This is a genomic window from Cupriavidus sp. 96C5-1 (assembly GCF_057798855.1).
Genome location: NZ_JBYOJU010000045.1, coordinates 66,022 through 85,412, shown reverse-complemented (window position 1 = coordinate 85,412; position 19,391 = coordinate 66,022). Strand labels below are relative to the sequence as shown.

The 19,391-nt window shown below is 58.4% G+C and carries 18 protein-coding genes and 3 pseudogenes; 10 read left to right on the top strand and 11 right to left on the bottom strand.

Going from position 1 to position 19,391, the window contains the following annotated elements; all coding sequences use genetic code 11:
- Nucleotides 1-169: 169 nt before the first annotated feature.
- Nucleotides 170-1,381 (top strand): saccharopine dehydrogenase family protein, encoded by a 1,212-nt coding sequence (locus AC3FOF_RS35395; RefSeq protein ID WP_488729243.1) that lies wholly within the window; start codon nt 170-172, stop codon nt 1,379-1,381.
- A 423-nt stretch (nt 1,382-1,804) separates the two neighbouring features.
- A complete protein-coding gene (locus tag AC3FOF_RS35390) occupies nt 1,805-3,313 on the top strand; it encodes a flavin-containing monooxygenase (protein ID WP_488729242.1) in 1,509 nt (502 codons plus the stop codon).
- Nucleotides 3,314-3,485: 172 nt separating this feature from the next.
- Here the strand turns inward: AC3FOF_RS35390 and AC3FOF_RS35385 are convergent, their stop codons facing one another.
- A complete protein-coding gene (locus AC3FOF_RS35385) occupies nt 3,486-3,815 on the bottom strand; it encodes a hypothetical protein (protein ID WP_488729241.1) in 330 nt (109 codons plus the stop codon).
- 92 nt (nt 3,816-3,907) lie between these two features.
- Here AC3FOF_RS35385 and AC3FOF_RS35380 point away from each other — a divergent pair, with 92 nt between their 5' ends.
- Nucleotides 3,908-5,287 carry an aspartate aminotransferase family protein gene (locus tag AC3FOF_RS35380; protein WP_488729240.1) on the top strand — a complete coding sequence of 460 codons (1,380 nt, stop codon included), beginning with the start codon at nt 3,908-3,910 and terminating at the stop codon, nt 5,285-5,287.
- A 568-nt stretch (nt 5,288-5,855) separates the two neighbouring features.
- On the opposite strand, the gene AC3FOF_RS35375 is transcribed toward AC3FOF_RS35380, so the two are convergent.
- Complete coding sequence (locus tag AC3FOF_RS35375; protein WP_488729239.1) at nt 5,856-6,542, bottom strand: DJ-1/PfpI family protein; 687 nt, start codon at nt 6,540-6,542, stop codon at nt 5,856-5,858.
- A 60-nt stretch (nt 6,543-6,602) separates the two neighbouring features.
- Complete coding sequence (locus AC3FOF_RS35370) at nt 6,603-6,992, bottom strand: YybH family protein (protein ID WP_488729238.1); 390 nt, start codon at nt 6,990-6,992, stop codon at nt 6,603-6,605.
- Nucleotides 6,993-7,187: 195 nt separating this feature from the next.
- Between AC3FOF_RS35370 and AC3FOF_RS35365 the strand changes: the two genes are divergently transcribed.
- Together AC3FOF_RS35365 and AC3FOF_RS35360 are read left to right on the top strand one after the other, a co-directional pair.
- Complete coding sequence (locus tag AC3FOF_RS35365; RefSeq protein WP_488729237.1) at nt 7,188-8,183, top strand: GlxA family transcriptional regulator; 996 nt, start codon at nt 7,188-7,190, stop codon at nt 8,181-8,183.
- 85 nt (nt 8,184-8,268) lie between these two features.
- Nucleotides 8,269-8,514 (top strand): annotated as a pseudogene (locus AC3FOF_RS35360) (transposase); the annotation flags it as partial.
- Here AC3FOF_RS35360 and AC3FOF_RS35355 read toward each other — a convergent pair.
- The 3 genes from AC3FOF_RS35355 to AC3FOF_RS35345 form a co-directional block, all read right to left on the bottom strand.
- Nucleotides 8,491-9,087 carry a hypothetical protein gene (locus tag AC3FOF_RS35355; RefSeq protein ID WP_276263427.1) on the bottom strand — a complete coding sequence of 199 codons (597 nt, stop codon included), beginning with the start codon at nt 9,085-9,087 and terminating at the stop codon, nt 8,491-8,493. The pseudogene AC3FOF_RS35360 and the gene AC3FOF_RS35355 overlap by 24 nt on opposite strands.
- Nucleotides 9,088-9,267: 180 nt before the next feature.
- Complete coding sequence (locus AC3FOF_RS35350; RefSeq protein ID WP_276263426.1) at nt 9,268-10,182, bottom strand: TorF family putative porin; 915 nt, start codon at nt 10,180-10,182, stop codon at nt 9,268-9,270.
- A gap of 9 nt (nt 10,183-10,191) precedes the next feature.
- Entirely contained in the window at nt 10,192-10,794 is a 603-nt protein-coding gene (locus AC3FOF_RS35345) for a DUF2147 domain-containing protein (protein ID WP_017227450.1), read from the bottom strand.
- 540 nt (nt 10,795-11,334) lie between these two features.
- Here AC3FOF_RS35345 and AC3FOF_RS35340 point away from each other — a divergent pair.
- Nucleotides 11,335-11,754, top strand: a complete 420-nt coding sequence (locus tag AC3FOF_RS35340; RefSeq protein ID WP_017227451.1) for a hypothetical protein — start codon at nt 11,335-11,337, stop codon at nt 11,752-11,754.
- Nucleotides 11,755-12,066: 312 nt separating this feature from the next.
- Here AC3FOF_RS35340 and AC3FOF_RS35335 read toward each other — a convergent pair whose 3' ends face one another.
- The 3 genes from AC3FOF_RS35335 to AC3FOF_RS35325 form a co-directional block, all read right to left on the bottom strand.
- A complete protein-coding gene (locus AC3FOF_RS35335) occupies nt 12,067-12,837 on the bottom strand; it encodes an APH(3')-II family aminoglycoside O-phosphotransferase (protein ID WP_488729236.1) in 771 nt (256 codons plus the stop codon).
- A 105-nt stretch (nt 12,838-12,942) separates the two neighbouring features.
- On the bottom strand, nt 12,943-13,680 hold the full coding sequence (locus AC3FOF_RS35330; RefSeq protein ID WP_488729235.1) for a class I SAM-dependent methyltransferase: 738 nt from the start codon (nt 13,678-13,680) through the stop codon (nt 12,943-12,945).
- 201 nt (nt 13,681-13,881) lie between these two features.
- Nucleotides 13,882-14,376 carry a DUF2938 domain-containing protein gene (locus AC3FOF_RS35325; RefSeq protein WP_488729252.1) on the bottom strand — a complete coding sequence of 165 codons (495 nt, stop codon included), beginning with the start codon at nt 14,374-14,376 and terminating at the stop codon, nt 13,882-13,884.
- A gap of 82 nt (nt 14,377-14,458) precedes the next feature.
- On the opposite strand from AC3FOF_RS35325, the gene AC3FOF_RS35320 reads away from it, so the two are divergent.
- On the top strand, nt 14,459-14,932 hold the full coding sequence (locus AC3FOF_RS35320; protein WP_488729234.1) for a helix-turn-helix domain-containing protein: 474 nt from the start codon (nt 14,459-14,461) through the stop codon (nt 14,930-14,932).
- Between the two features lie 45 nt (nt 14,933-14,977).
- Here AC3FOF_RS35320 and AC3FOF_RS35315 read toward each other — a convergent pair whose 3' ends face one another.
- Nucleotides 14,978-15,877, bottom strand: a complete 900-nt coding sequence (locus AC3FOF_RS35315; RefSeq protein ID WP_017227456.1) for a LysR family transcriptional regulator — start codon at nt 15,875-15,877, stop codon at nt 14,978-14,980.
- Nucleotides 15,878-16,037: 160 nt separating this feature from the next.
- Here AC3FOF_RS35315 and AC3FOF_RS35310 point away from each other — a divergent pair, with 160 nt between their 5' ends.
- The 3 genes and pseudogenes from AC3FOF_RS35310 to AC3FOF_RS35300 all read left to right on the top strand — a co-directional run.
- On the top strand, nt 16,038-17,414 hold the full coding sequence (locus AC3FOF_RS35310) for a M20 family metallopeptidase (RefSeq protein ID WP_276263419.1): 1,377 nt from the start codon (nt 16,038-16,040) through the stop codon (nt 17,412-17,414).
- A gap of 57 nt (nt 17,415-17,471) precedes the next feature.
- A complete protein-coding gene (locus AC3FOF_RS35305) occupies nt 17,472-18,761 on the top strand; it encodes an MFS transporter (protein ID WP_017227458.1) in 1,290 nt (429 codons plus the stop codon).
- Nucleotides 18,762-18,854: 93 nt separating this feature from the next.
- Nucleotides 18,855-19,087, top strand: a pseudogene (locus AC3FOF_RS35300) (transposase); the annotation flags it as partial.
- Between the two features lie 77 nt (nt 19,088-19,164).
- Here the strand turns inward: AC3FOF_RS35300 and aspA are convergent.
- Nucleotides 19,165-19,385, bottom strand: a pseudogene (gene aspA, locus AC3FOF_RS35295) (aspartate ammonia-lyase); the annotation flags it as partial.
- Between the last annotated feature and the right edge of the window lie 6 nt (nt 19,386-19,391).

The following is a 19,391-nucleotide window of genomic DNA, read 5'->3' as shown; positions in this document are numbered from 1 at the left end:
TTGGCAAGTCAAGCCGGCTGAGCGGCAGGCCCCGTCTAGCCTCGCTTCATTTGCTGACGCAACTGGGGTTGACCGGGAGTGCGCCGTACTCCCTGGATGACCTGGCGCACGGCACCGTCAGCCTGAACTCAATTCCGGCCATGCTCGGGCCGCTTGGAGGAGAACCGGCATGAACGTGATTGCTTTGGGAGGCTGCGGCCTCATGGGCCGGCATTTTGTCGAGACGGCGATCAAGCTCAAGGCCTTTACCCGGCTTACCATCGCCGACAGAAACGTGGGTGCGGCCCGAGACTATGCGCTTGCACTGAGGCATCCATCCATAGATTCCATGGAGGTGGACGCACGCGACCGTGTGGCCCTGACGAATGTCCTGAGGCAATACGACGTCGTGGTATCGACCATCGGCCCATATTACCTCTTCGGCACGGCGGTGCTCGAGTGCGCAATCGATGCGGGTTGCCACTACATCGACATCTGCGACGATCCCGAGCCGACTCTGGCCATGCTGGGTCTGCACGCCAAGGCCGAGGCCGCGGGGATCACTGCGATCATTGGTATGGGGGCAAGCCCGGGTGTTGCTAATTTGCTGGCGAGCACGGCGATCCGGCAGGTGGGTGCACCGCATCGTGTGGTGACAACCTGGGGAAGCACTTCGCGCGCGAAGGAGGAAGAAAACGCGGACTCCGAGATGGGCGCAGCACTGGAGCACTGGGTCGAGCAAGTCACCGGACGTATTCCAGTGTTCAGAGCTGGGGAAATCGCATTTGGGAGTCCGCTCGCCGAAATCCGCCTTGACGTGCCTGGCGTAGGGACGGTCAAGGCCCATACCGTGGGTCACCCCGAACCTGTCACTCTGCCGGGCACTTTTCCATCCATCCGTGAAAGCGTCAACGCGATGGTGCTCTCTCATGGCCTGGCCGGTGTACTGAAGGTGTTGCAGGCCCGGGTGGACAAGCACGGGCAGACGGTCAAGGAGGCTGCGGAACTGTTGCATACGATTTTGGTGAGCAAAGACCTGTCCGGGCTCTCGTTTGGTGAGTCGATGTACCTGTTGAAACGCTCACTCGCGGAGACTCTGTTTGGCAGGCGCTACATCCCTGCCGAGATGGCTGCCATAGCGGAGGGCAGGAAGGGGGAGAAGCGGCATATCTGCAGCGCTTGGCTGAATGGCGAAATCCCTGGCGGAATGGGGCCAAATACCTGCATCCCGACGGCGGTTGCGTTACTCATGCTGGCAAGGAACCAGATCAGCAAAAGGGGGGTAAGTGCCCCCGAGGCTGCGATACCAGCCGATGCGTTCTTTGGGCACTTAGGCCCATTTGTCCGCCTTCGTGATCCGAATCAGCCGGTCGTCGCCCTTCGTGAAGCCTTTGTGCAATAGCAAGGCTCGAGTTGAGTGCCGGCGTAGTGTGCAGATGCTCATGACTCGGACGTGTGTGACTTGGTGGTCCGGGGCGACGAGGTTCAGGAGAGCGGCGAGACAAGTCTGGTGCCGGGTTCGGTCGCTGATGCTGAGTTCGGCCTGCCTTCATCTCATACAGGAGTGCCGTGAAAAGCCTAGGTCAGTCGCCTGGTGCATACATGAGCGAGGATGCCGGGTCAACGGCGGGAGGGCCACGGGGCCTGAGTGCCAACCGGTGGCGACATCGGGCCGCTGGCCGAAGGATTTCCTCATGACCGCTGATCGCGAGGCGATGCGCTCCGAGCTCGCGTCATTGCTCGGCGAGTTGGTCGCCCACCACGTGTGGGCCTTCGGATATGGATCTAAAATCGTGCGGCGTGCCCGCACTGTTGGAGTTGGATTGTGATAAATCAGTCTTTATACGAATCGCCAGCGGACGTCGATGCGGAGGTGGTGATCGTTGGCACTGGCTTCGCAGGGCAATGCATGGCCATCAAGCTTCATGAGGCCGGTTTCGACTCGATTCTGATGCTCGAGCGAGGCGAGACGGTGGGTGGTACCTGGCGCGACAACCACTACCCAGGCGCGGCGTGCGATATCCCATCACATTTGTATTCCTTCTCTTTCGCACTCAATCCGGACTGGTCGCGCACTTATCCGGGGCAGGCCGAGATCTACGAATACCTGCAGGCGACGGCCAGACGGTATGGTCTGATCGAGCGTATCCGCTTCAATACCCTTGTTAGCGGTGCTGCGTTCGACGCCGGCACGCAAACGTGGCGCGTTCATACTAACAACGGAAGCCTGCGATCGCGCTACCTGATCTTGGGTACGGGTGGGCTCAGCGAGCCGGCTATCCCGAAGCTTCGCGGGATTGAGCAGTTCCAAGGAACGTCCTTTCACTCAGCGCGCTGGGACCACGGCTGCAACTTGCAGGGCAAGCGCATCGCCGTGATCGGAACGGGCGCCAGCGCGATCCAGTTCGTGCCGGAGATCGCAGCTAGCGCGGGAAAACTCAGCGTGTTCCAGCGCACACCGCCTTGGATCGTGCCGCGACACGATCGGTCGATCTCGAACTTGCGCAAGACCATCAACAGATGGGTGCCCGCCTTCATGAGGCTGAACCGCTGGCGCATCCACTGGATGAACGAGTTGTCCGCGCTGGGGACCGTGGTCAATCCAAAATACATGGAGTGGGGCGAGAAGGTCGCACGCAAACACATGCTTGCGCAAGTGCCAGATCCAGTGCTGCGGGCCAAGCTCAGCCCGGATTATGTGATGGGGTGCAAGAGAATCCTGATCTCTGACACCTGGTATCCTGCCTTGCAGCGCGCCAACACAGAATTGATAACGACCCCGATTGAGCGTGTCGTTCCCGAAGGCGTACTGTCGGCTGATGGCAGGCTTCATCCTGCCGATGTCATCATCTACGGCACAGGGTTTCAAGCGACGGAAGCCCTTGGGAAGCTGAAGGTGCACGGCCGCATGGGACTGGAACTGAACGAGGCGTGGCGTTTTGGTGCAGAAGCCTACGTTGGCGCGAGCGTCAGTGGCTTTCCCAACCTGTTCCTGATTACCGGGCCGAATACGGGCCTCGGCCACAACTCGATGGTATTCATTATCGAGGCCAATGTCGCTCACATAGTCGGAGCACTCAAACAGGCTCGGAGGAAGGGGAGCACTGTGGTGGAGGTCAGACGCGAGGTTCAGGCTGAGTACAACCGGATATTGCAGCAGCGGCTCAAGACATCGGTATGGGTAACCGGTTGCAAAAGTTGGTATCAGGACAAGCGCAGCGGCAAGGTTACGACGCTTTGGCCTGGCTTCAGTACCCAGTACTGGGCCAGAGCCAGGAGCTTCCGGTGTGATGACTATCTTCTGTTCGCTGCCGAAAGCAGGCAGGAGCCGTAGTGCCGAGGCTAGGGCAGCCGATGCCCTAGCCTCGACTGCTCCATTCGGCCTGTCAATCAGATATGGAAGGGCAGCCCAGGCAATCAGTGGAACACGCGAAGCTCGCAGGGCACGTCAAGGTGTCCGCAGCTTCCGCTGAACTCGTAGCGCCGCAGCGGTGGGCTCTTCCAGTTCACGGCAGCGCGCCTGTAAGCGTCGCAGAACCAAATGTGCTTACTGAGCTTCCTTGGTGACCACGCCTGAGAAGGTTGCGCCTGGGCGGCTTGAGTTGGTTTCGATGCACCGCCAGGAACAACGAGGGGATCAGCACGCTGGCCAAAGCGATGGTCCAGTGCGCGTCTACTACGTGGCGTCTTTCCTGAATGTCCTGCATGGAAAAATACATCGAAATGTTGAATCTATTTAAAAATATATTTTCCGCATCTGCGTCTGGAATACCATATTTATTCTTCCCAGGAAAAGCTGGTTTCATTAAGACAGAATAAAATACAAATAAATACATTTCGCCAAATTTCAATACAAAGGGAGAAATATTTCACACAGAAACGAAACTCACCCCCACGCAGAATTATCTGAGATAAAAGGAGACAGAAAATGGAAGCCAAGAGCGCCGCTCACGAGCAGGACATTGCCCATGTGGTTCACCCGTACACCAACCTCGACGCGCACCGCGGCCGCGGCCCTACCGTGATCACACGCGGCGAAGGCTGCTATGTATACGACGAGGCGGGCAAGCGCTATCTGGAGGGCATGGCCGGACTATGGTGCGCGTCGCTCGGGTTTTCGGAGGCACGCCTTGTCGATGCGGCCACCAAGCAATTGCAGACGCTGCCTTTCTACCATTTGTTCAATCACCGCTCGCACCCGCCGGGAATCGAACTGGCCAGGCACCTGACTGGTATCGCACCGCAAGGGCTCAACCACGTGTTGTTCGCCAGTTCCGGGTCAGAGGCCAACGACGCCGCGGTCAAGCTGGTCTGGTACCACAACAATGCGCTCGGCCGGCCTGACAAGAAGAAAATTATCTCCCGCTGGTACGGCTACCACGGCGTGACGGTGGCGTCGGGCAGTCTTACCGGCTTGCCGACGGTGCACTCCGACTTCGACCTGCCGATTGCGCGCGTACTGCATACCGATTGCCCCAGCCACTATCACTTCGGCCGCCCCGGGGAAGCTCCCGCGGACTTTGCCACGCGGCTGGCTGACAACCTGGAGCAATTGATCCTCGCCGAAGGGCCCGAGACCGTGGCGGCTTTCATTGCCGAACCCGTCATCGGCGCGGGAGGCGTCATCGTGCCTCCGCCGGGGTATTTCGAGCGGGTGCAGGCCATTCTGAAGAAATACGACATCCTCTTCATCGTAGACGAGGTGATCTGCGGCTTCGGGCGTACCGGTAATATGTTCGGCTGCGACACCTACGGCCTCAAGCCAGACATGATCACGGTTGCCAAGGCCTTGTCCGCCGCCTACCAGCCCATCTCGGGCCTGCTGCTCACTGACGCGATCCAGGATACGCTGCTGGCCGAGAGCCGTAAGCAGGGCACCTTCGCGCACGGCGTCACCTATGCCGCGCATCCAGTGTGCGCGGCGGTGGCACTTGAGACCTTGAAGATCTACGAGGAACGCAAGGTGGTCGAGCATGTGCGCGAGATCGCTCCGCACTTCCTCGGCCGCCTGCAGGCATTGACCGACCATCCGCTGGTTGGCGAGGCACGCGGCGTCGGCCTCCTCGGAGCGGTGGAACTGGTCAGCGACAAGCCCGGCAAAAAGGCGTTCCCCGCCGCGGCCGGCCTGGGCGCATGGATCCAGGGTCGCGCCATGGAATATGGCGTGATTGTGCGCGCCATTCGCGACAGTATCGCGCTGTGCCCGCCGCTGATCATCACCGTAGCACAGATCGATGAACTTGTGGACGGCCTGACACGCGCGCTCGACGACGGCGTCGCGCACGCCCGCAGCCAGGGCCTGCTATAGGCCGAGGGGTCGCATCTCCTCCGACAACGAGGCAGGCCGGTGCCGCTATGCTTGCCGTCGTCGCGCGCTTGTCCGACACATGGTGGCCACTGGTGCATGAGGTGCCGCCGTCTACAGCGGACTCTGCCAAATGCTGCAGCCTGCTGGTGCGGCATTTGGCAGTGGCGCCTCAAGTGTTCAGCGTTCACGTTCCGGCTGCCGCGGCTGCCGGTCTAGGAAGATTTCGAGGTGCTCTCGAATCGGTAAAACGGCCTGAGTGCCCGTCGCGTACCTGCGGTGCTACACCAGTGCACACTTCGATCTTCCCCAGGCACAATGAAGCAGCGTCTTGTGCGTGCTTCGCGCTATCGCAAACACCTTGCCGCCAGATTCCCCGCATGGCACGAGTTCACCCAGCCGAAAATCCGCCAACCGCCTCCTGAGCAGTGGGATCGCCCGGCACTGCCTTGTCTTGATATCGTCAAGTTGACAAAGCCATCGCATCGCATACTGTCTTCGAAAGTAAAGGCCAAAAGCACCTGTGCATGCATGTGTCTGCATTTGCTTCCGGAACTCGAGCATGTGGGGGCTAAACAACTGCGGGCGCGGGTCGAACCTTCAGACTTTGGATACGCTCTACCGGCATCAGCTTGGCTACGATACCCAGTGCCGTCTGAAGTGTTTCTGCTGGTGCTAGCTCCGGGCGTCCGGTGCCGTATGGTGGCTGCGGCGCATACTCGAACAGGAGTTCAGAGACTCGCCCCATCGGCTCGCCGAGGAGATGTCCGAGCATTGTAAGTCCGAAGTCCAGGCCGGCGGTCATGCCACCTCCCGTGACGCGATTTCGGTCGATCACAACGCGGTCGGCCGTGGGTATAGCGCCGAAGTGCGAGAGGTATTCGCGCGTATACCAGTAGGAAGCCGCAGCATAGCCATGCAGCAATCCTGCGGCGCCAAGCAGCAATGAACCATTGCACACACTTGTAACCCATTTCGCGCGGCCACCTCGGTCTGCGACGAAATCGATGGTGCGTTCATCCTCAAGCTGTGCGAACAATGAAACCGTGTTGCCCGGCACGAAAAGAATGTCCGGATTAGTCCACGCGTTCGAGAAATCGTGTGTCGCGTTGACGGAAACGCCGCCGTCTGAATCCACGGCGCCCTTCTCTTGCCAGACGATCTGCGACTCAAACTCTGGTAACAACGAAAACGCCTGCATCGGCGCCGCGAGATCGATGAACGTAAACCCCGGGAATACCAACGCTTGAACTTTCATGATGTCATCTCTCAACCTGCCGGCGAACGCGGGCGCCGGCCTCCCGCAAACGAACTGAGGTTACTCGGCACCACCAACGCGGTTGAAGATGTCGCGGTGAAGGCGCCATTTTCCCTCGACACATTTCCAGGCGACGAGATACCGTCCGCTACCAGCGACGGTTCTCGGTCCGTTTCCTGATTGGGCGTAGAGCTCATACTTGCCAATCTCGATGACGTACTCTGCACTGCCGTCGACCTCAAGCGTGACGAAGTTGCCGCCGACGATGCCCTGTGAGAAGGCTTGGTCGAAGAAGCTTGCGATTTCCCGGGAGCCTGCCATTGTCGGACCGCCGTCAGGCAACAAACGGGCGTCAGCCGTATACAGCGCGACCACGGCAGCGCTGTCCCGGCTCGCAATCGCATCGGCAAGCGCGGTCTCGGCATCCTGTATCTGATCATGCAAGGTCATCTGATCTTCCTTCATCAACTAGAACTATAGAGATTGACGGGGGTGCTTCGGTATGGCCAAGAAAGAACACCGGTCATTGGGGGTAAACGCTGGGCTGTTCTCCACCTACTTGTCGTCCATTTTCCGTGCAAACATCAGTGTCTCCGCAGCAGAATTCATGCTACCTATTGTGGCCTTAGCTTTGGGGAAATCGATATGACAAAAACGCATCATTTACTGCCAGAGACTCCATGCCGATCCGTGTTGGTTCTCTCGTTCAACGGCGTCACTCTGTCGGACATTGCCGGGCCAAGCGACGTCTTTCAGATCGCAAACGATCATCTGGCGCGCGGGGAGCCACCCAAATACCGCACTAGTGTCGTCTCAATGCGCGGCGGCCCCGTCCGCACGTCGTGCGGCATTACGATTGCCACTGAATCGATCAGATCGTTCGACATTCGGGCCATCGACGTCCTCATGGTGCCAGGAGGTGCTCCCCCCGAAGACCCGCCGATGCCGGCCGATGTTGTGGAATGGCTGAAGGTACATGGCGGAGCAGTGCCGCGTGTCTGCGCGATCTGCACGGGATCATTCTTGGTAGCCGAAGCAGGATTGGCCAAAGGAATGCGGCTCACAACGCATTGGAACGCATCGGACGTCCTGGCGGCACGCTATCCGGATATCCAGGTTGAACACGAACCAGTTTTCGTGCGCGACGGTCGTTTATGGAGTTCAGCCGGATTCAGCGCAGGTATCGATCTAGCGCTGGCCCTGCTCGAGGAGGATTGGGGTTATACAGCCGCCATCGATGTTGCCCGACTTCTCGTTGTGTTCCTCAAGCGTCCCGGCGATCAACCGCAGCAATCGCAAGCGCTGTCAATCCAAGGTGCCGGCGACAGAGAGTTTGGCAAGCTGCACGCCTGGATGGTCGGCAATTTGTCGGAAGCAATGACAGTGGAGGTCCTCGCAGCACGATTGGGAATGTCGCCGCGGACCTTCGCTCGGCACTACGTCGAGAAGGTCGGTCGTACGCCTGCAAAGACGGTGGAGGCATTCCGATTGGAGGCCGCTGCGCGCCGAATCAGCGAGGCCCATGTCTCGCTAAAGCAAATCGCTCGTGAATGCGGCTTCGGCGACGAGCAGAAGTTAAGGCGCGCATACGCCCGGCAGTATGGTGTGCTGCCTCGCGCGAAGGCGAAGTCGAACGGATGACAGTGCGTTCCGCGGTGCTTCCGAAGCCGTGCACTGGCAGTCTTGGCGTGGCGGCTTCAATCAGTAGACGTCATATCGCTGTGGATACAATGATCGACTGTTGATGCGTAAGTCCGGGACGCTCGACCTTGTCGTGCAGGTGGTCCGCTGTAACGAGGATCAGATTGGCTTCGTGGCGCTTCGCTGACGTTGGGTGGTGGAGCGCACCTTTGGCTGGATGATTCGTTGGCGTTGCCATGTCAGGCACTACGAGCGGCGCCCTGATGTGTCCGAGGCCATGGCCAACATTGCAATGGGCGGGCTGCTGCTATGCAGAGTCGCCCATTCTTGAATGATCAAACGGGCCGCTAACGCGTCGGTCCTCATCGAGGCTGGTGGCAACTCCCGTGAGAGGGGTCGCTGCCTCCCTCAGTGTCAGATGCAGGCGCATGTCGCGCCATCTGGCCCAAATGTAGAAGCAACCGATCTCGGTGTCGAGGCGATCGATGGCGTAGCCGAGGGAATGTGGCGCGATCGAGAGCGAGCCACCAATCTGGCGTTCCAGCCGATCGGGACGGGAACTGAGGAGGCGCCGGTGTAGCACCAGCAGTTGCCCCTGCGCGGTTTGCACCAGGATCCGATGGCCAAAGCCCGTCAGGGTCAGTACAAACTGGATTGCTGTGTCGACGAAGAACCACAGTGTCAGCGGCGACACGATTTCGAAGAGCGTGCGTGCCACGCTGCGTGTGCCATACGCTTCGAAAAGCGCGTAGACAATGAGTTCGTTGCCCACTTGGGAGATCACGAAGCTGAGCGTGAGCAGCAGTCCGGGATGAATCTTGCGAAAGGCCCACACGTATCCGGCGATCGGTCTACCCAGAAGCACTGCCAGTTCCGCGAACATCGCCTCGCGCTCAGCACTCATGGGCAACCCCCTGGACGAGCCGCTCGCGGCGTCGCCGTGGTGCGCAACTGCTGTCTTATCGCAGGTAGGCCGCGGCACAAAGCCAACCGCCTGACGCGCGTCTTCGGCGTTCGCGGTTGCATGGGGATATCTATCGTCAGGGGGCATGGCGATCCTGTTGGTTTGCATGGAGAACGAAACTCAGAAGTTGCGGCTTACGCCCAGCAGCAAGGTGAGCTTTCCTGGATCACGCGCCTTGCCGTTGCCAACATCCACGTCGTAGGCATGCCGGTCGCGCGCACGGGCGCCGACTGCGGCGGCGCTGAACTCGAAGCCCTTCCACGAATGCCGGTACTCGATGCTGAAGCTATTGACGTCGAAGTCGTGAAAGTTCCGCACACGCTGATGGCCTATGCGTACTTCGATGGCGCTGACCTTGGATAAGCGATGTAGATAGGCAAGCTCGAAGTAGCCACTGCCGCGGCTATTCTTCAGGCCGCCCTCGTAGCACTCAAGGGAGCTGGCAAGGTCATTGATTCCCGCGCATACCGTATTCGAGTTGATGCCATAGAAGTTCTCGGAAACGGTATGGAAGTAGCGCAGCGAAAGACCACGATAGCTGATGCGGCCGAACAGTTCGGTGGTGTCCGGGCTGACGTCGCCAGGGATCGCCGTGACATCGACTATCTCATCCAGTTCAGGGTCTATCGTCACGTTGTAGCCTGATGCGCCCGGCAGCCTGCTGCCCGGGAAGCGGCTGTACAGGCCGCCCACTTCATAGTGCCAGCCATCCGGGTTGCCCCCGCGGTAGCCGCCCACGGCCTGCAGTCTGATGCCATTCCCGCCAGGGTACTGGTGTTTGCTGACGCCCAGCACTTCCAGTTCTGCAAACGCCCCCGACGAATGCAGCAACTCGGCTGCCGCACGGACGGTCGGGCGATTGGCGCTGTTGCTGAGACCGCGCTCGCGGCTGTCCGTGACGGCAGCGAGCTTGAAGCTCAAGTTGAACGCGGGGCTGTCTCCTTCAGTGGGGCCAGCACTGGACTGGGACCAGGCCGGGACTGCCGTTCCTGCACCGGCAAGCGCGAGCAACAGATTTGCGATGTGATGGCTCAAGGCTACTCCTCAAGGATTGCAGGTTTGTTCCGAGCCGCTTGCAGTTTTCCAGGTCTCGGTCTCGCCAAAGACTTCCGCGCCCACGAAGCCGCGCAGGAAGAGCTTGCCGTCCCGTTTGCGTAGCGCGGCCTTGAAGGTCTTGCCTTCTTCCGGGTCATAGACCCAGCCGTCCTTCCACATTTTTCCGTCGAACTGATGTAGCTCGAGAATCAGCAGGCCGCAGATGGGGCGCAAGCGCAGCCCAGCGTTGGGATTCGCCTCATCGGTGCCGCGGTCCCTGGACCGGAGCGAGCTTTTCAGCAAGAACGTGGACACTCCGAAAGAACGCCAACACAGGTCCTTCTCGAGCACGATGCCGCGCAACAGAGTGGCTGTCTGCTCGATAGTCTGCCCTCGCTTGTCGGCGCGCGCCTGCAAGTCCTTCGGCAAGCCAACCAGGCCATGCGGGAGCACCATCGCGTCGACGCCTTCGCAGACAAATCGGAACGCGCTTGGCAGCGTGACGGGTCCGGAGTGACCCACGGTACGCGCTTTGACAGCGCCCACGCCAGGCACATGCAGCATCACCTCCGCAAGCGGCATCCCGACCGCAATGCGCCCGGTCCTGAACACCGGGATGTTTCCAGGCTAGCCTGTAGGCTGCCGGGCGAGTCTGTGAATCAGCAGCACTGGCGGGGCCGCGGCGGATCCCAGGAATTCGTAAGCGAGACTACCATTTCCCGCGCGGGAAAATCGTGGTGGTGGACTCAAGATGCACCCCTGAGATAGTCGGCGATGGATCGGGTCAATTGGATTATTGAAGACATCATAACTGTTATAATCTTATCAGGAGACCTAGTGTTTACGCGGGGAGGGGGATGTGTTTGAACCTGGCCTTTCCTGACTGGCCGGTCGAGGCTTGCGTCACAGTCGTATCTCCCGGATTGGCTCCTGGGGCCTTACTCTTGGGGCGACGCACCGCCCCTATTGAGTCCGGTTCCGCTGGTACGCGTCAACTCAACTCAACGATTGACAATCCAACGCCCAAGCGTATCGAGTCGGTCGAGGAAGAGCGCAATACGGCGTTTTCTGCGGTGGAAAGGCTCCAAGTCGAGTTGAGTTCGAGCCGCGTAGCTCGGTGCGACTAAGGAGATTGCGCGCCGGCAGTTCGACGTGGTGCAACTCCGCAAAAACTACAAGTTCCTGGAAGGCGAGGTCCCGCGGCTGGCCGCGAAGGGCGCAGGAAAATCCGTTACGGACGACGACAATACGAAGGCACGGAATCTTGTGTTGTCCTTGATTCGTCAGGCTTGCACTTATCCGATCTATGTGCAGCGCGCCAAGGTGGCGGACACGGGCCCACCGGTCGATCTGGCGAGCCGCAACCTGTGGCCGGTCGACCAGTGTCGTGAATTCGTAGGGATTCAGTACGCAAAAGCACCTATAAAAAAAGCCCTTCCGGGCAAGGCAGTAACGAAAATGGGCGTCCAGCGTCAGGAGTGTCGGCGCCAGGGTTGGGAGCGCGACCGGCATATCCCTGTGCTGTGGTCCTGTCCGGCCCAGTGGCACTCCGCTGGGCTGGCGGCATGGTGAAGATGAGTCCACCACAGCCTGCGGCGAATTCGCGGCAGAGTGGGGGCGGCCATGCATGCACAGGATGGCCGCTGGCGCCAGCACCTCATCCGGTGTCTATCCGGCCTCGTGACAGACGGCCTCTATGTGCGAGCGGCCTCTGCCTTGGTCAACTTCTGCCGACGTCCAGACCCAGACGATCAATACGGCGGACAGAAAGAGGCCCAGCCCAAGGACGGTACGCGTCATCACACTGCGCAAGCAAGCCTTGGCTGGCTGGGTGGGGTGATCGGGGCTTGCGCTCGGCATAGTTGTTTTATCGCATTGCAGGGATCAGAAGAACTCGTCCAGTAAACAGTAGAACGCTATGCGCCGCTCATCTGGTTCTACACCGTAATCGCGAAAGAAATGCGCCACCCACTCCTGTCCAAGATTCCGCGCAATGCTTCGCGCCGCCAGTGCAAGATCTTGATAGCGGTCACTGACGCCTAGGCGACCGCAGTCGATGAAGCCGGTGAATATATTTCCTTCAGCCATGAAGTTTGGCAGACAGGCATCCCCATGGGTCACCACAAGGTCATGCGTCTTCGGGAGTGTCGACAAAAGCTCAGCAAACACATCCGTGGCGGTTCGTCCCAGTCGCTCATCGTCGAAATCTGCCTCATCAACGAGCCCGGCGCTCACACGATTCTTGGCGGCTGCTACACGTTGCGACAGGTGGTGGTCGAAGGGACACTCCGCAATAGGCACCTGGTGCAGGGTTCGTAGTGCCATCGCCACGATGCTGATGACCTGGGACGGAGACAGGTCGTTGGCGCTGGCCAGATTATGCCCTGAGACGGCGCTCATGAGCAGCCAGTGGCGATTGTTTTCTGTCACAGCATCAAGAACGGTAGGCCGCGGCAGGTCGATCCGCTTCAGCCAACGAAGGCGCTCAACCTCGTCCGGAAGCTCACTTAGCGCACCAATGGGCTCCGACTTCAGGAACAGATCCTCCCCGTTGCCGCAGCGGATGCGAAAAACGTCTGCTCGCGACTCTCCAATAGCCTGTCGTTCAATAAGCGCCCCAGCGAACCTCTCACACCATCTGGTCGGAATATGCATATTGTCACTACACAGTTTTCTGGCGGGATTCGCTGGAGTGGTGCACGGCTTGTTGAGCACGTCGACGTCCTCGAACTTGAATTTGAACGCACGGGCAACCCAGGGTCACCGTGCGGGCTTGTCCGCTGCTAGCAGAAGAACCGGAGGTCGACGCAGGTGCCCTTGCAGTTCAGGTCTGCTGGCAATGTACTCTGACTTGGGTTCTGGCTCGCCCAAATGCAGTAGCTGGAACCCGGACTGAAGCAGGGTGTTCACATACGTTGCCACTGTTCGGTGGTACTTGATTACACCGCCGGCAAACCGGCGCGTAGAGCGCATTGATTCGTCACTATAGCGGTCCACCGGCCAGTGCCGCATATGACCGGTTTCGTCTGTGATCGACACGATTGGGGCAGCAGTGCAGATAGGGTGCTCAACGGAGAACACCAGCCGGCCACCAAGCTTCAAGGCACGATAGATACGGTCGACAGCCTGCGCGTAATCGGCCACGTAGTGCAGCGCCATCGAAGATACCACCAGATCGAAAGAATCCTCGATTGGAACGAAGTCCTCAATCGCAGCTTGGCGGTACGTTATGCATGGGTCGTCCGTCAGCACCCGAGCCTCTTCGATCATGTGGGCGGAGACGCCGATGCCCGTGACCGCAGCCGCTCCACGGTGACGTGCCAGGCGTGCGAATTCCCCAGAGCCGCAACCGATATCCAGGACGTTCAAGCCGGAAAGGTGTGGCAGCTGTGCCTGCAATGCTGGCATCTCCAGCGCGCCGTTTAGACCCGTGTCCTTCTGTCGTAGAGCCTTGTACCCGCTGAAGAAGGATCCGTCGTCATGGATGTTCTGTTTCACGGTGATCCGAAGTCCTTTGATTGTCCGGTCATCTTGCAGTCGCCCCATGACAGCTGCGACCAGCTAACTGGACACATCAGATGGCAAGACCTCCGAAAGGAATTATTTCTGGTGATGACGGAGTATAGTGCTCACCCTGCTAGTTCCGGATCGGTGTAAGGTTTGTCGGAACTCATCTTGGCCCCTGGAGGCCAGATTTGCTCATTTCCAGGCCCAGGCGATCAATACGGCGGACAGATAGAGGCCCAGCCCGAAGACTGTATGAGTTATCACGCTGCGAAGGCAGTTCTTGGCTGGCGTGGGCGTCTTGGCGGCTGCAAATCCTGCCCCCATGGCGGGCTGTATAACGAACAGAGGCACTGCAACAGTCGCGGCACCCACTGCGATAGCAGGCGCCAAGGTTGGTTCATGTAACCATGCAACGCCCTGGATGCACGCCAGTAGCAGCGCGAATGCAATACCTACGGCATAGTGCGTGACCCAACCCAGTTCCGACTCCCTTTGGATGGGATGTGCCTGTCCAATGCTGACGTGCGCGAACTTGCCTTGACATAGATGCCCCACCCAGCGCCCGACTAGCGCGAAATTGAGCGTGGGAACGCCTAGCGCCTTCATGAAGGTCAGCCACACGTCCATGACGGCAGTGGCACCGATGCCCATCAGAACAACTCGAGTAATGTCTTCCGGCGATGCCATACTTACCTCTTCTTCATTGACCAATCTACCTTCCAGACGCATGATAGAAGTTGAAGTCAACTTCAAGTCAATGGGTCTGTAAATGAATATTGCCGAGGTCGCCAAGCGCACGGGAGTTCCCGCCCACACATTGCGTTTCTACGAGAGGAAGGGGTTGATCGCGTCAGTCGGCCCGCGCGGGGCTCGCCGCCAGTTTGCGCCTGCCGTGCTGGACCAGTTGGCCCTTATCGCGCTCGGTAAGGCTGGCGGTCTCTCGCTGGACGAAATACGCGCCATGCTCTCCCCGTGCGGGGAGCCGCTCGTTGACAGAGACGTGCTTTTGGCCAAGGCAGATGAGATTGATGTGACTATCAAGCAACTTCAGGCCATGAGCCGGGGATTGCGGCATGCTGCCGCATGCCCCGCTCCTAGCCACGCAGAATGTCCGACATTTCAACGGCTGCTCAAGGCAGCGGCCGCCGGCGCTTTGAAACCGCGGCATTCGACACCGCATCCACGTCCTGCAGAGCTTCGGTCCGAGCAGGAGAATAGGCATCCGGCTGCGGGTAGAACTTAGCAGGAGTTGCGTTACCTCGGTGGCCAACACAGACAGGCTGGCGGCTCAGTGCATTGCTTCAGGGACGTTGACCTCCTCGAGCCGGCGAATCAAGCTGTCGCGGAAAAGACTGACGGTCGGTGGCAGCGCTCTCTTAGCCATGGACAGTATTTGAATGTCTCGGTTTAATCGACTGTCGATTAGCGGCACAGCAATGAGGCCATAGTCCCGGTCGCTCTCATGGCTGATGAGACTGCCCAGCGCCACGGCCGTGGTACGACGTACAAACTCATGAAGAGCACCAGAGTAATTGCAGGTAAGCACCTCGGTGAAGTTAAGCTTTTCCATCTGGCAGACATGGTCAAAGAGCTGCCGTTGGGTCGTACCCGGACGTGTCATTGCGATCGGATATGGTTGCAAGGCGGCGAGCGAGAGACCGCCAAAAGTAGCCAAAGGATGATCAGGGCGCATAATGGCGCAGAGTGGGGAACGGCAAGCATAGTCAACGCGCACATCAGTCACAGGGGCAGTGCTGAAGACCACTCCGATGTCTGTTTCACCGGCCCTTACCATCTTCACGCAGTCAAATGGCGTACTGACGCTTAATACGAACTGCACCGCCGGGTTCGTCACTTCGAATTCCGCCATAACTTGAGGAAGGAAGTAACGCGACAATCCCTCCGTCGAAGCAATTTGGACGACATGCGCCTTGGTATAGCTGGCGGTGCGGAGACTGTTCACTATGGCCTCCTCCTCCAGCCGCACCCGAAGCGCGTGTGTCGCCAACGCTTCCCCAGCCGCAGTCAATACCATTCCACGAGGTCGTCGCTCGAACAGAAGCACGCCTATCCCCTCCTCGAGCAAGGCAATCTGCCGACTAATGGCGCTCGGGGCAATGTGCAACCGTTCGCTCGCCGCGGCTAGTGAGCCAGAATCGACCACCGCCAAGAAGTACTTGTAGTCCATTGATGTGCTATGAAAAGTGCTTTTTTAGGTACTTAATGTCGAATGCTGTAGAGAGGTACTGGGATTCTAAAAATTAGATGCATCTCTTCCGAAAACGGAAATATACAGAAGCATGCCGAACTTCTATAGTCCGCTCTCCAATATGATGCAGGTGGGCGGCATGCAAAAGAATGAAGCGCTTGAAGGCGTCCGGAGATACTTTGCGGAGGGGCAGTTTGAAGACCAGCTCCGTCGGCGGGTAGCCGTAAAGAGTGATAGCCAAACTCCTGAACACGGCGGAGAACTTACTCGGTACTTGGTGGAGGAACTCGTTCCCCAGTTGGCGGCGCTCGGTTTTACGCATTGGATTATGGAGAATCCGGCTGGGGCAGGCCCGATTCTTGTCGCTCACCGTCACGAGTCGCAAAACGTCCCGACGGTCCTCACCTACGGTCACGGCGACGTTGTACCTGGTTACGACCAGCAGTGGCGAGAAGGCCTATCTCCATGGAATTTGACGATTGAGGGAGACCGATGGTATGGCCGCGGCACGGCGGACAATAAGGGGCAGCACACCATCAACCTCGTTGCGCTCGAACAAGTCATCAAGTCGAGAAATGGTCGCTTAGGTTTCAACGTCAAAGCCATTTTTGAGACCGCCGAGGAGCGTGGATCGCCAGGCTTGCGGCAGTTTTGCCAAGAGAACAAAGAGCTATTGTCTGCGGATCTGTTCATTGCGTCCGATGGCCCGCGCCTGAACGCCAGTCGCCCGACTATTTTTCTAGGCTCGCGCGGAACGGCCCTCTTCTCACTGGAAGTCGTTGCGCGAGAGCACGGCTTGCACTCCGGCAATTGGGGGGGGGTGATGACGAACCCTGCTGTGGTCCTGTCGAACGCGTTGGCGTGCCTTATTGATGGCAAGGGACGGCTAGCCTGCCGCGAGCTTACTCCTCCCCCCATCGCGGAGGAAGTTAGAGAGGCTATTGAAGAACTGGAGGTAACAAAGGACTCGCTTGGTCGATCCCTCGACGAAGACTGGGGAGAACCAGGTCTTACCTTTGGTGAACGCCTGTTCGGTTGGAATACACTAGAAATCCTGGCACTGTCGGCCGGAAATGCCCAAAAACCCGTCAATGCCATCCCGCCGCGAGCCAAAGCATTCTGTAATTTTCGGTTTGTGGTCGGGACACCCTGGCAGGACCTCGCAGCGATATTGCGCAGGCATCTTGATGCGCACGGATATTCAAATGTCGAAGTCGTTGTAGATCGCGTGACACCAGCGACACGTCTGGATGTGAACAACAAATGGGTGACTCTGTCCCGCGATGCAATCTCGCAAGTAACACCGAAGAAGGTCGCTCTGGTGCCAAATCTCGCTGGCACAGTTCCTAACGACATCTTTGCTGATGTCCTCGGACTTCCTACTGTCTGGATACCTCACTCCTATCCCGGCTGTTCTCAGCACGCTCCCAACGAGCATTTGCTGCGGTCTGTTGCAGAAGAGGGACTTCAAATGATGACAAGTCTTTTCTGGGAACTGGGCAACGTCTCTGCATGAAGAGACGTGAACGTGACAGATGAGAAACCATATATATAATAAATCTGGAGAACACACATGACAAACCTGTCCGCCACCATCGACCATGCCGAGGGACATGAGATACGTTCATTTTGGAAGCCAATTACCGCATCGCTTGTCGGAAACACATTGGAATGGTTTGACCTTTCCGTCTACGCATATTTTGCGCTGACGATCAGTCATGTTTTCTTTCCGGCTGCCAATCCGACTCTTTCTCTTTTTTTGGCGTTTGCGACCTTCGGAATTTCCTTCTTGATCCGTCCGCTAGGTGCTGCGGTCATCGGTTCCTATGCCGATACACATGGGCGAAAGAAGGCACTATCACTTTCCATCATCCTAATGGTGGCGGGAACTTTGATGATTGCCGTGATGCCCAACTACGCAGCCATCGGTGTACTAGCACCGATTGGTATTCTCCTCGCGCGCCTCATTCAGGGGTTCTCGGCAGGTGGGGAATTCGGCAGTTCAACTGCATTCATGATGGAGCATTCACCCAAAAGCACCAGGACGTTCGTCGCGAGCCTACAATTCGCGAGTCAAGGTTTTGGCGTTGTACTGGCATCTATTTTCGGCTACGTGTTGACATCCAACCTCACTGAACAGCAAATGCTGGATTGGGGATGGCGTACCCCGTTTATCTTTGGTCTCCTGCTTGGTCCAGTCGGTTACCTTATTCGACGCACCGTGGACGAATCGCCAGACTTCAAAGAAAGCGAACCGGGAAACAAGCCGTTGCGTGAAGTTGTGGTTTCGCAGAAAACTCTTTTGCTAATCGCAATGGGGACTTTAGTTGTTTCGACGGCCTCGAACTTCATTATCAAGTACATGCCATCGTATGCCGCCACTACGCTGCATATCCCGCAGTCTTCAGGTTTTCTTGCGACGCTGACGGGAGGGCTTCTTCTGACCTTCGTGACCCCTATTGTTGGATACCTCGCAGGTAAGATAAATCGCGTTAAGATCATGTTGTCCGCAGCTTTGGTTTATGCCGTTGCCATCTTCCCGGCATTTATGTGGCTCAACAAAACCGCTACGACGACTTCCCTGCTTGTTGTCGTAGGGCTAATGGCTTTGATCAAAGCGGTATATTTTGCACCGCTGGCTGGCTTTATGGCGGACGTCTTTCCAGTGCGGACGCGCGTAACGGGAATGTCGTTGAGCTACAACTTGGGCGTAACAATTTTCGGTGGATTTGCACCTGTAATTGCTACGGGCCTCATTTCGCTCACGGGTTCACATCTTGCGCCTAGCTACTATCTGATCTTTGCCGCTGTCTTGAGCATTGCGGCGTTGATAGCGGCGAACCGAAAGCTTGGTTTACATTAAGGGAAAACGGATGGTGAAGGGGCTCGATTCGACGTCGCTGCTTCCTCTCCTTCTCTGAAGGAAGCCATGGAAGTATCCAGAACCCTGTCAAATCGCGCCAACCAGGTGTGGGCGCTCGACACGACCCACATTCCGATGGCGCGGGGGCTTCGTGTATCTGACGGCGGTGGTGGACTGGGCCAGCCGCAAAGTACTGGCCTACCGGGTGGCTGACTCTGGAGAGCTGCCATGCTGTAGAGGCGCTTGAGGAGGCTTTTGCGAAATACGGCACGCCGGAGATCGTCAACACCGACCAGGGCAGCCAGTTCACCGCCACGCAGTTCACCGACTAGTCGGCATGGTTTTTGGGCAACGCCGTTTCCTGGCATCAATTTCGGCATGAAGATGAACGGGCCTGTGGCGCTTAGCATGGCTTTGCGTGCACCTCCAGTAGCACCGGCTGCGTCGACGTCTCCGATCATAGGATTCGCTTTCGACGGCAACCCCGCGCAACACGATCTCATACACGCTGCCACCGGTGGAGTGAGCCTCCTGCGCGACGGCCGTTGCGTTCGCGTACCCGATGTAAGGGTTCAGCGCCGTCACCACGCCGATCGAGTTCTCCACGGTGGCGCGGAGCCCGTCCGCCCC

Excerpts from the sequence above, each read along its gene's own strand:
- AC3FOF_RS35305 (WP_017227458.1), top strand. The coding sequence starts at position 17,472 with ATGACAAACCTGTCCGCCACCATCGACCATGCCGAGGGACATGAGATA.
- AC3FOF_RS35310 (WP_276263419.1), top strand. The coding sequence starts at position 16,038 with ATGCAAAAGAATGAAGCGCTTGAAGGCGTCCGGAGATACTTTGCGGAG.
- AC3FOF_RS35315 (WP_017227456.1), bottom strand. The coding sequence starts at position 15,877 with ATGGACTACAAGTACTTCTTGGCGGTGGTCGATTCTGGCTCACTAGCC.
- AC3FOF_RS35325 (WP_488729252.1), bottom strand. The coding sequence starts at position 14,376 with ATGGCATCGCCGGAAGACATTACTCGAGTTGTTCTGATGGGCATCGGT.
- AC3FOF_RS35395 (WP_488729243.1), top strand. The coding sequence starts at position 170 with ATGAACGTGATTGCTTTGGGAGGCTGCGGCCTCATGGGCCGGCATTTT.
- AC3FOF_RS35365 (WP_488729237.1), top strand. The coding sequence starts at position 7,188 with ATGACAAAAACGCATCATTTACTGCCAGAGACTCCATGCCGATCCGTG.
- AC3FOF_RS35375 (WP_488729239.1), bottom strand. The coding sequence starts at position 6,542 with ATGAAAGTTCAAGCGTTGGTATTCCCGGGGTTTACGTTCATCGATCTC.
- AC3FOF_RS35370 (WP_488729238.1), bottom strand. The coding sequence starts at position 6,992 with ATGACCTTGCATGATCAGATACAGGATGCCGAGACCGCGCTTGCCGAT.
- AC3FOF_RS35335 (WP_488729236.1), bottom strand. The coding sequence starts at position 12,837 with ATGCATATTCCGACCAGATGGTGTGAGAGGTTCGCTGGGGCGCTTATT.
- AC3FOF_RS35320 (WP_488729234.1), top strand. The coding sequence starts at position 14,459 with ATGAATATTGCCGAGGTCGCCAAGCGCACGGGAGTTCCCGCCCACACA.
- AC3FOF_RS35380 (WP_488729240.1), top strand. The coding sequence starts at position 3,908 with ATGGAAGCCAAGAGCGCCGCTCACGAGCAGGACATTGCCCATGTGGTT.
- AC3FOF_RS35385 (WP_488729241.1), bottom strand. The coding sequence starts at position 3,815 with ATGTATTTATTTGTATTTTATTCTGTCTTAATGAAACCAGCTTTTCCT.
- AC3FOF_RS35355 (WP_276263427.1), bottom strand. The coding sequence starts at position 9,087 with ATGAGTGCTGAGCGCGAGGCGATGTTCGCGGAACTGGCAGTGCTTCTG.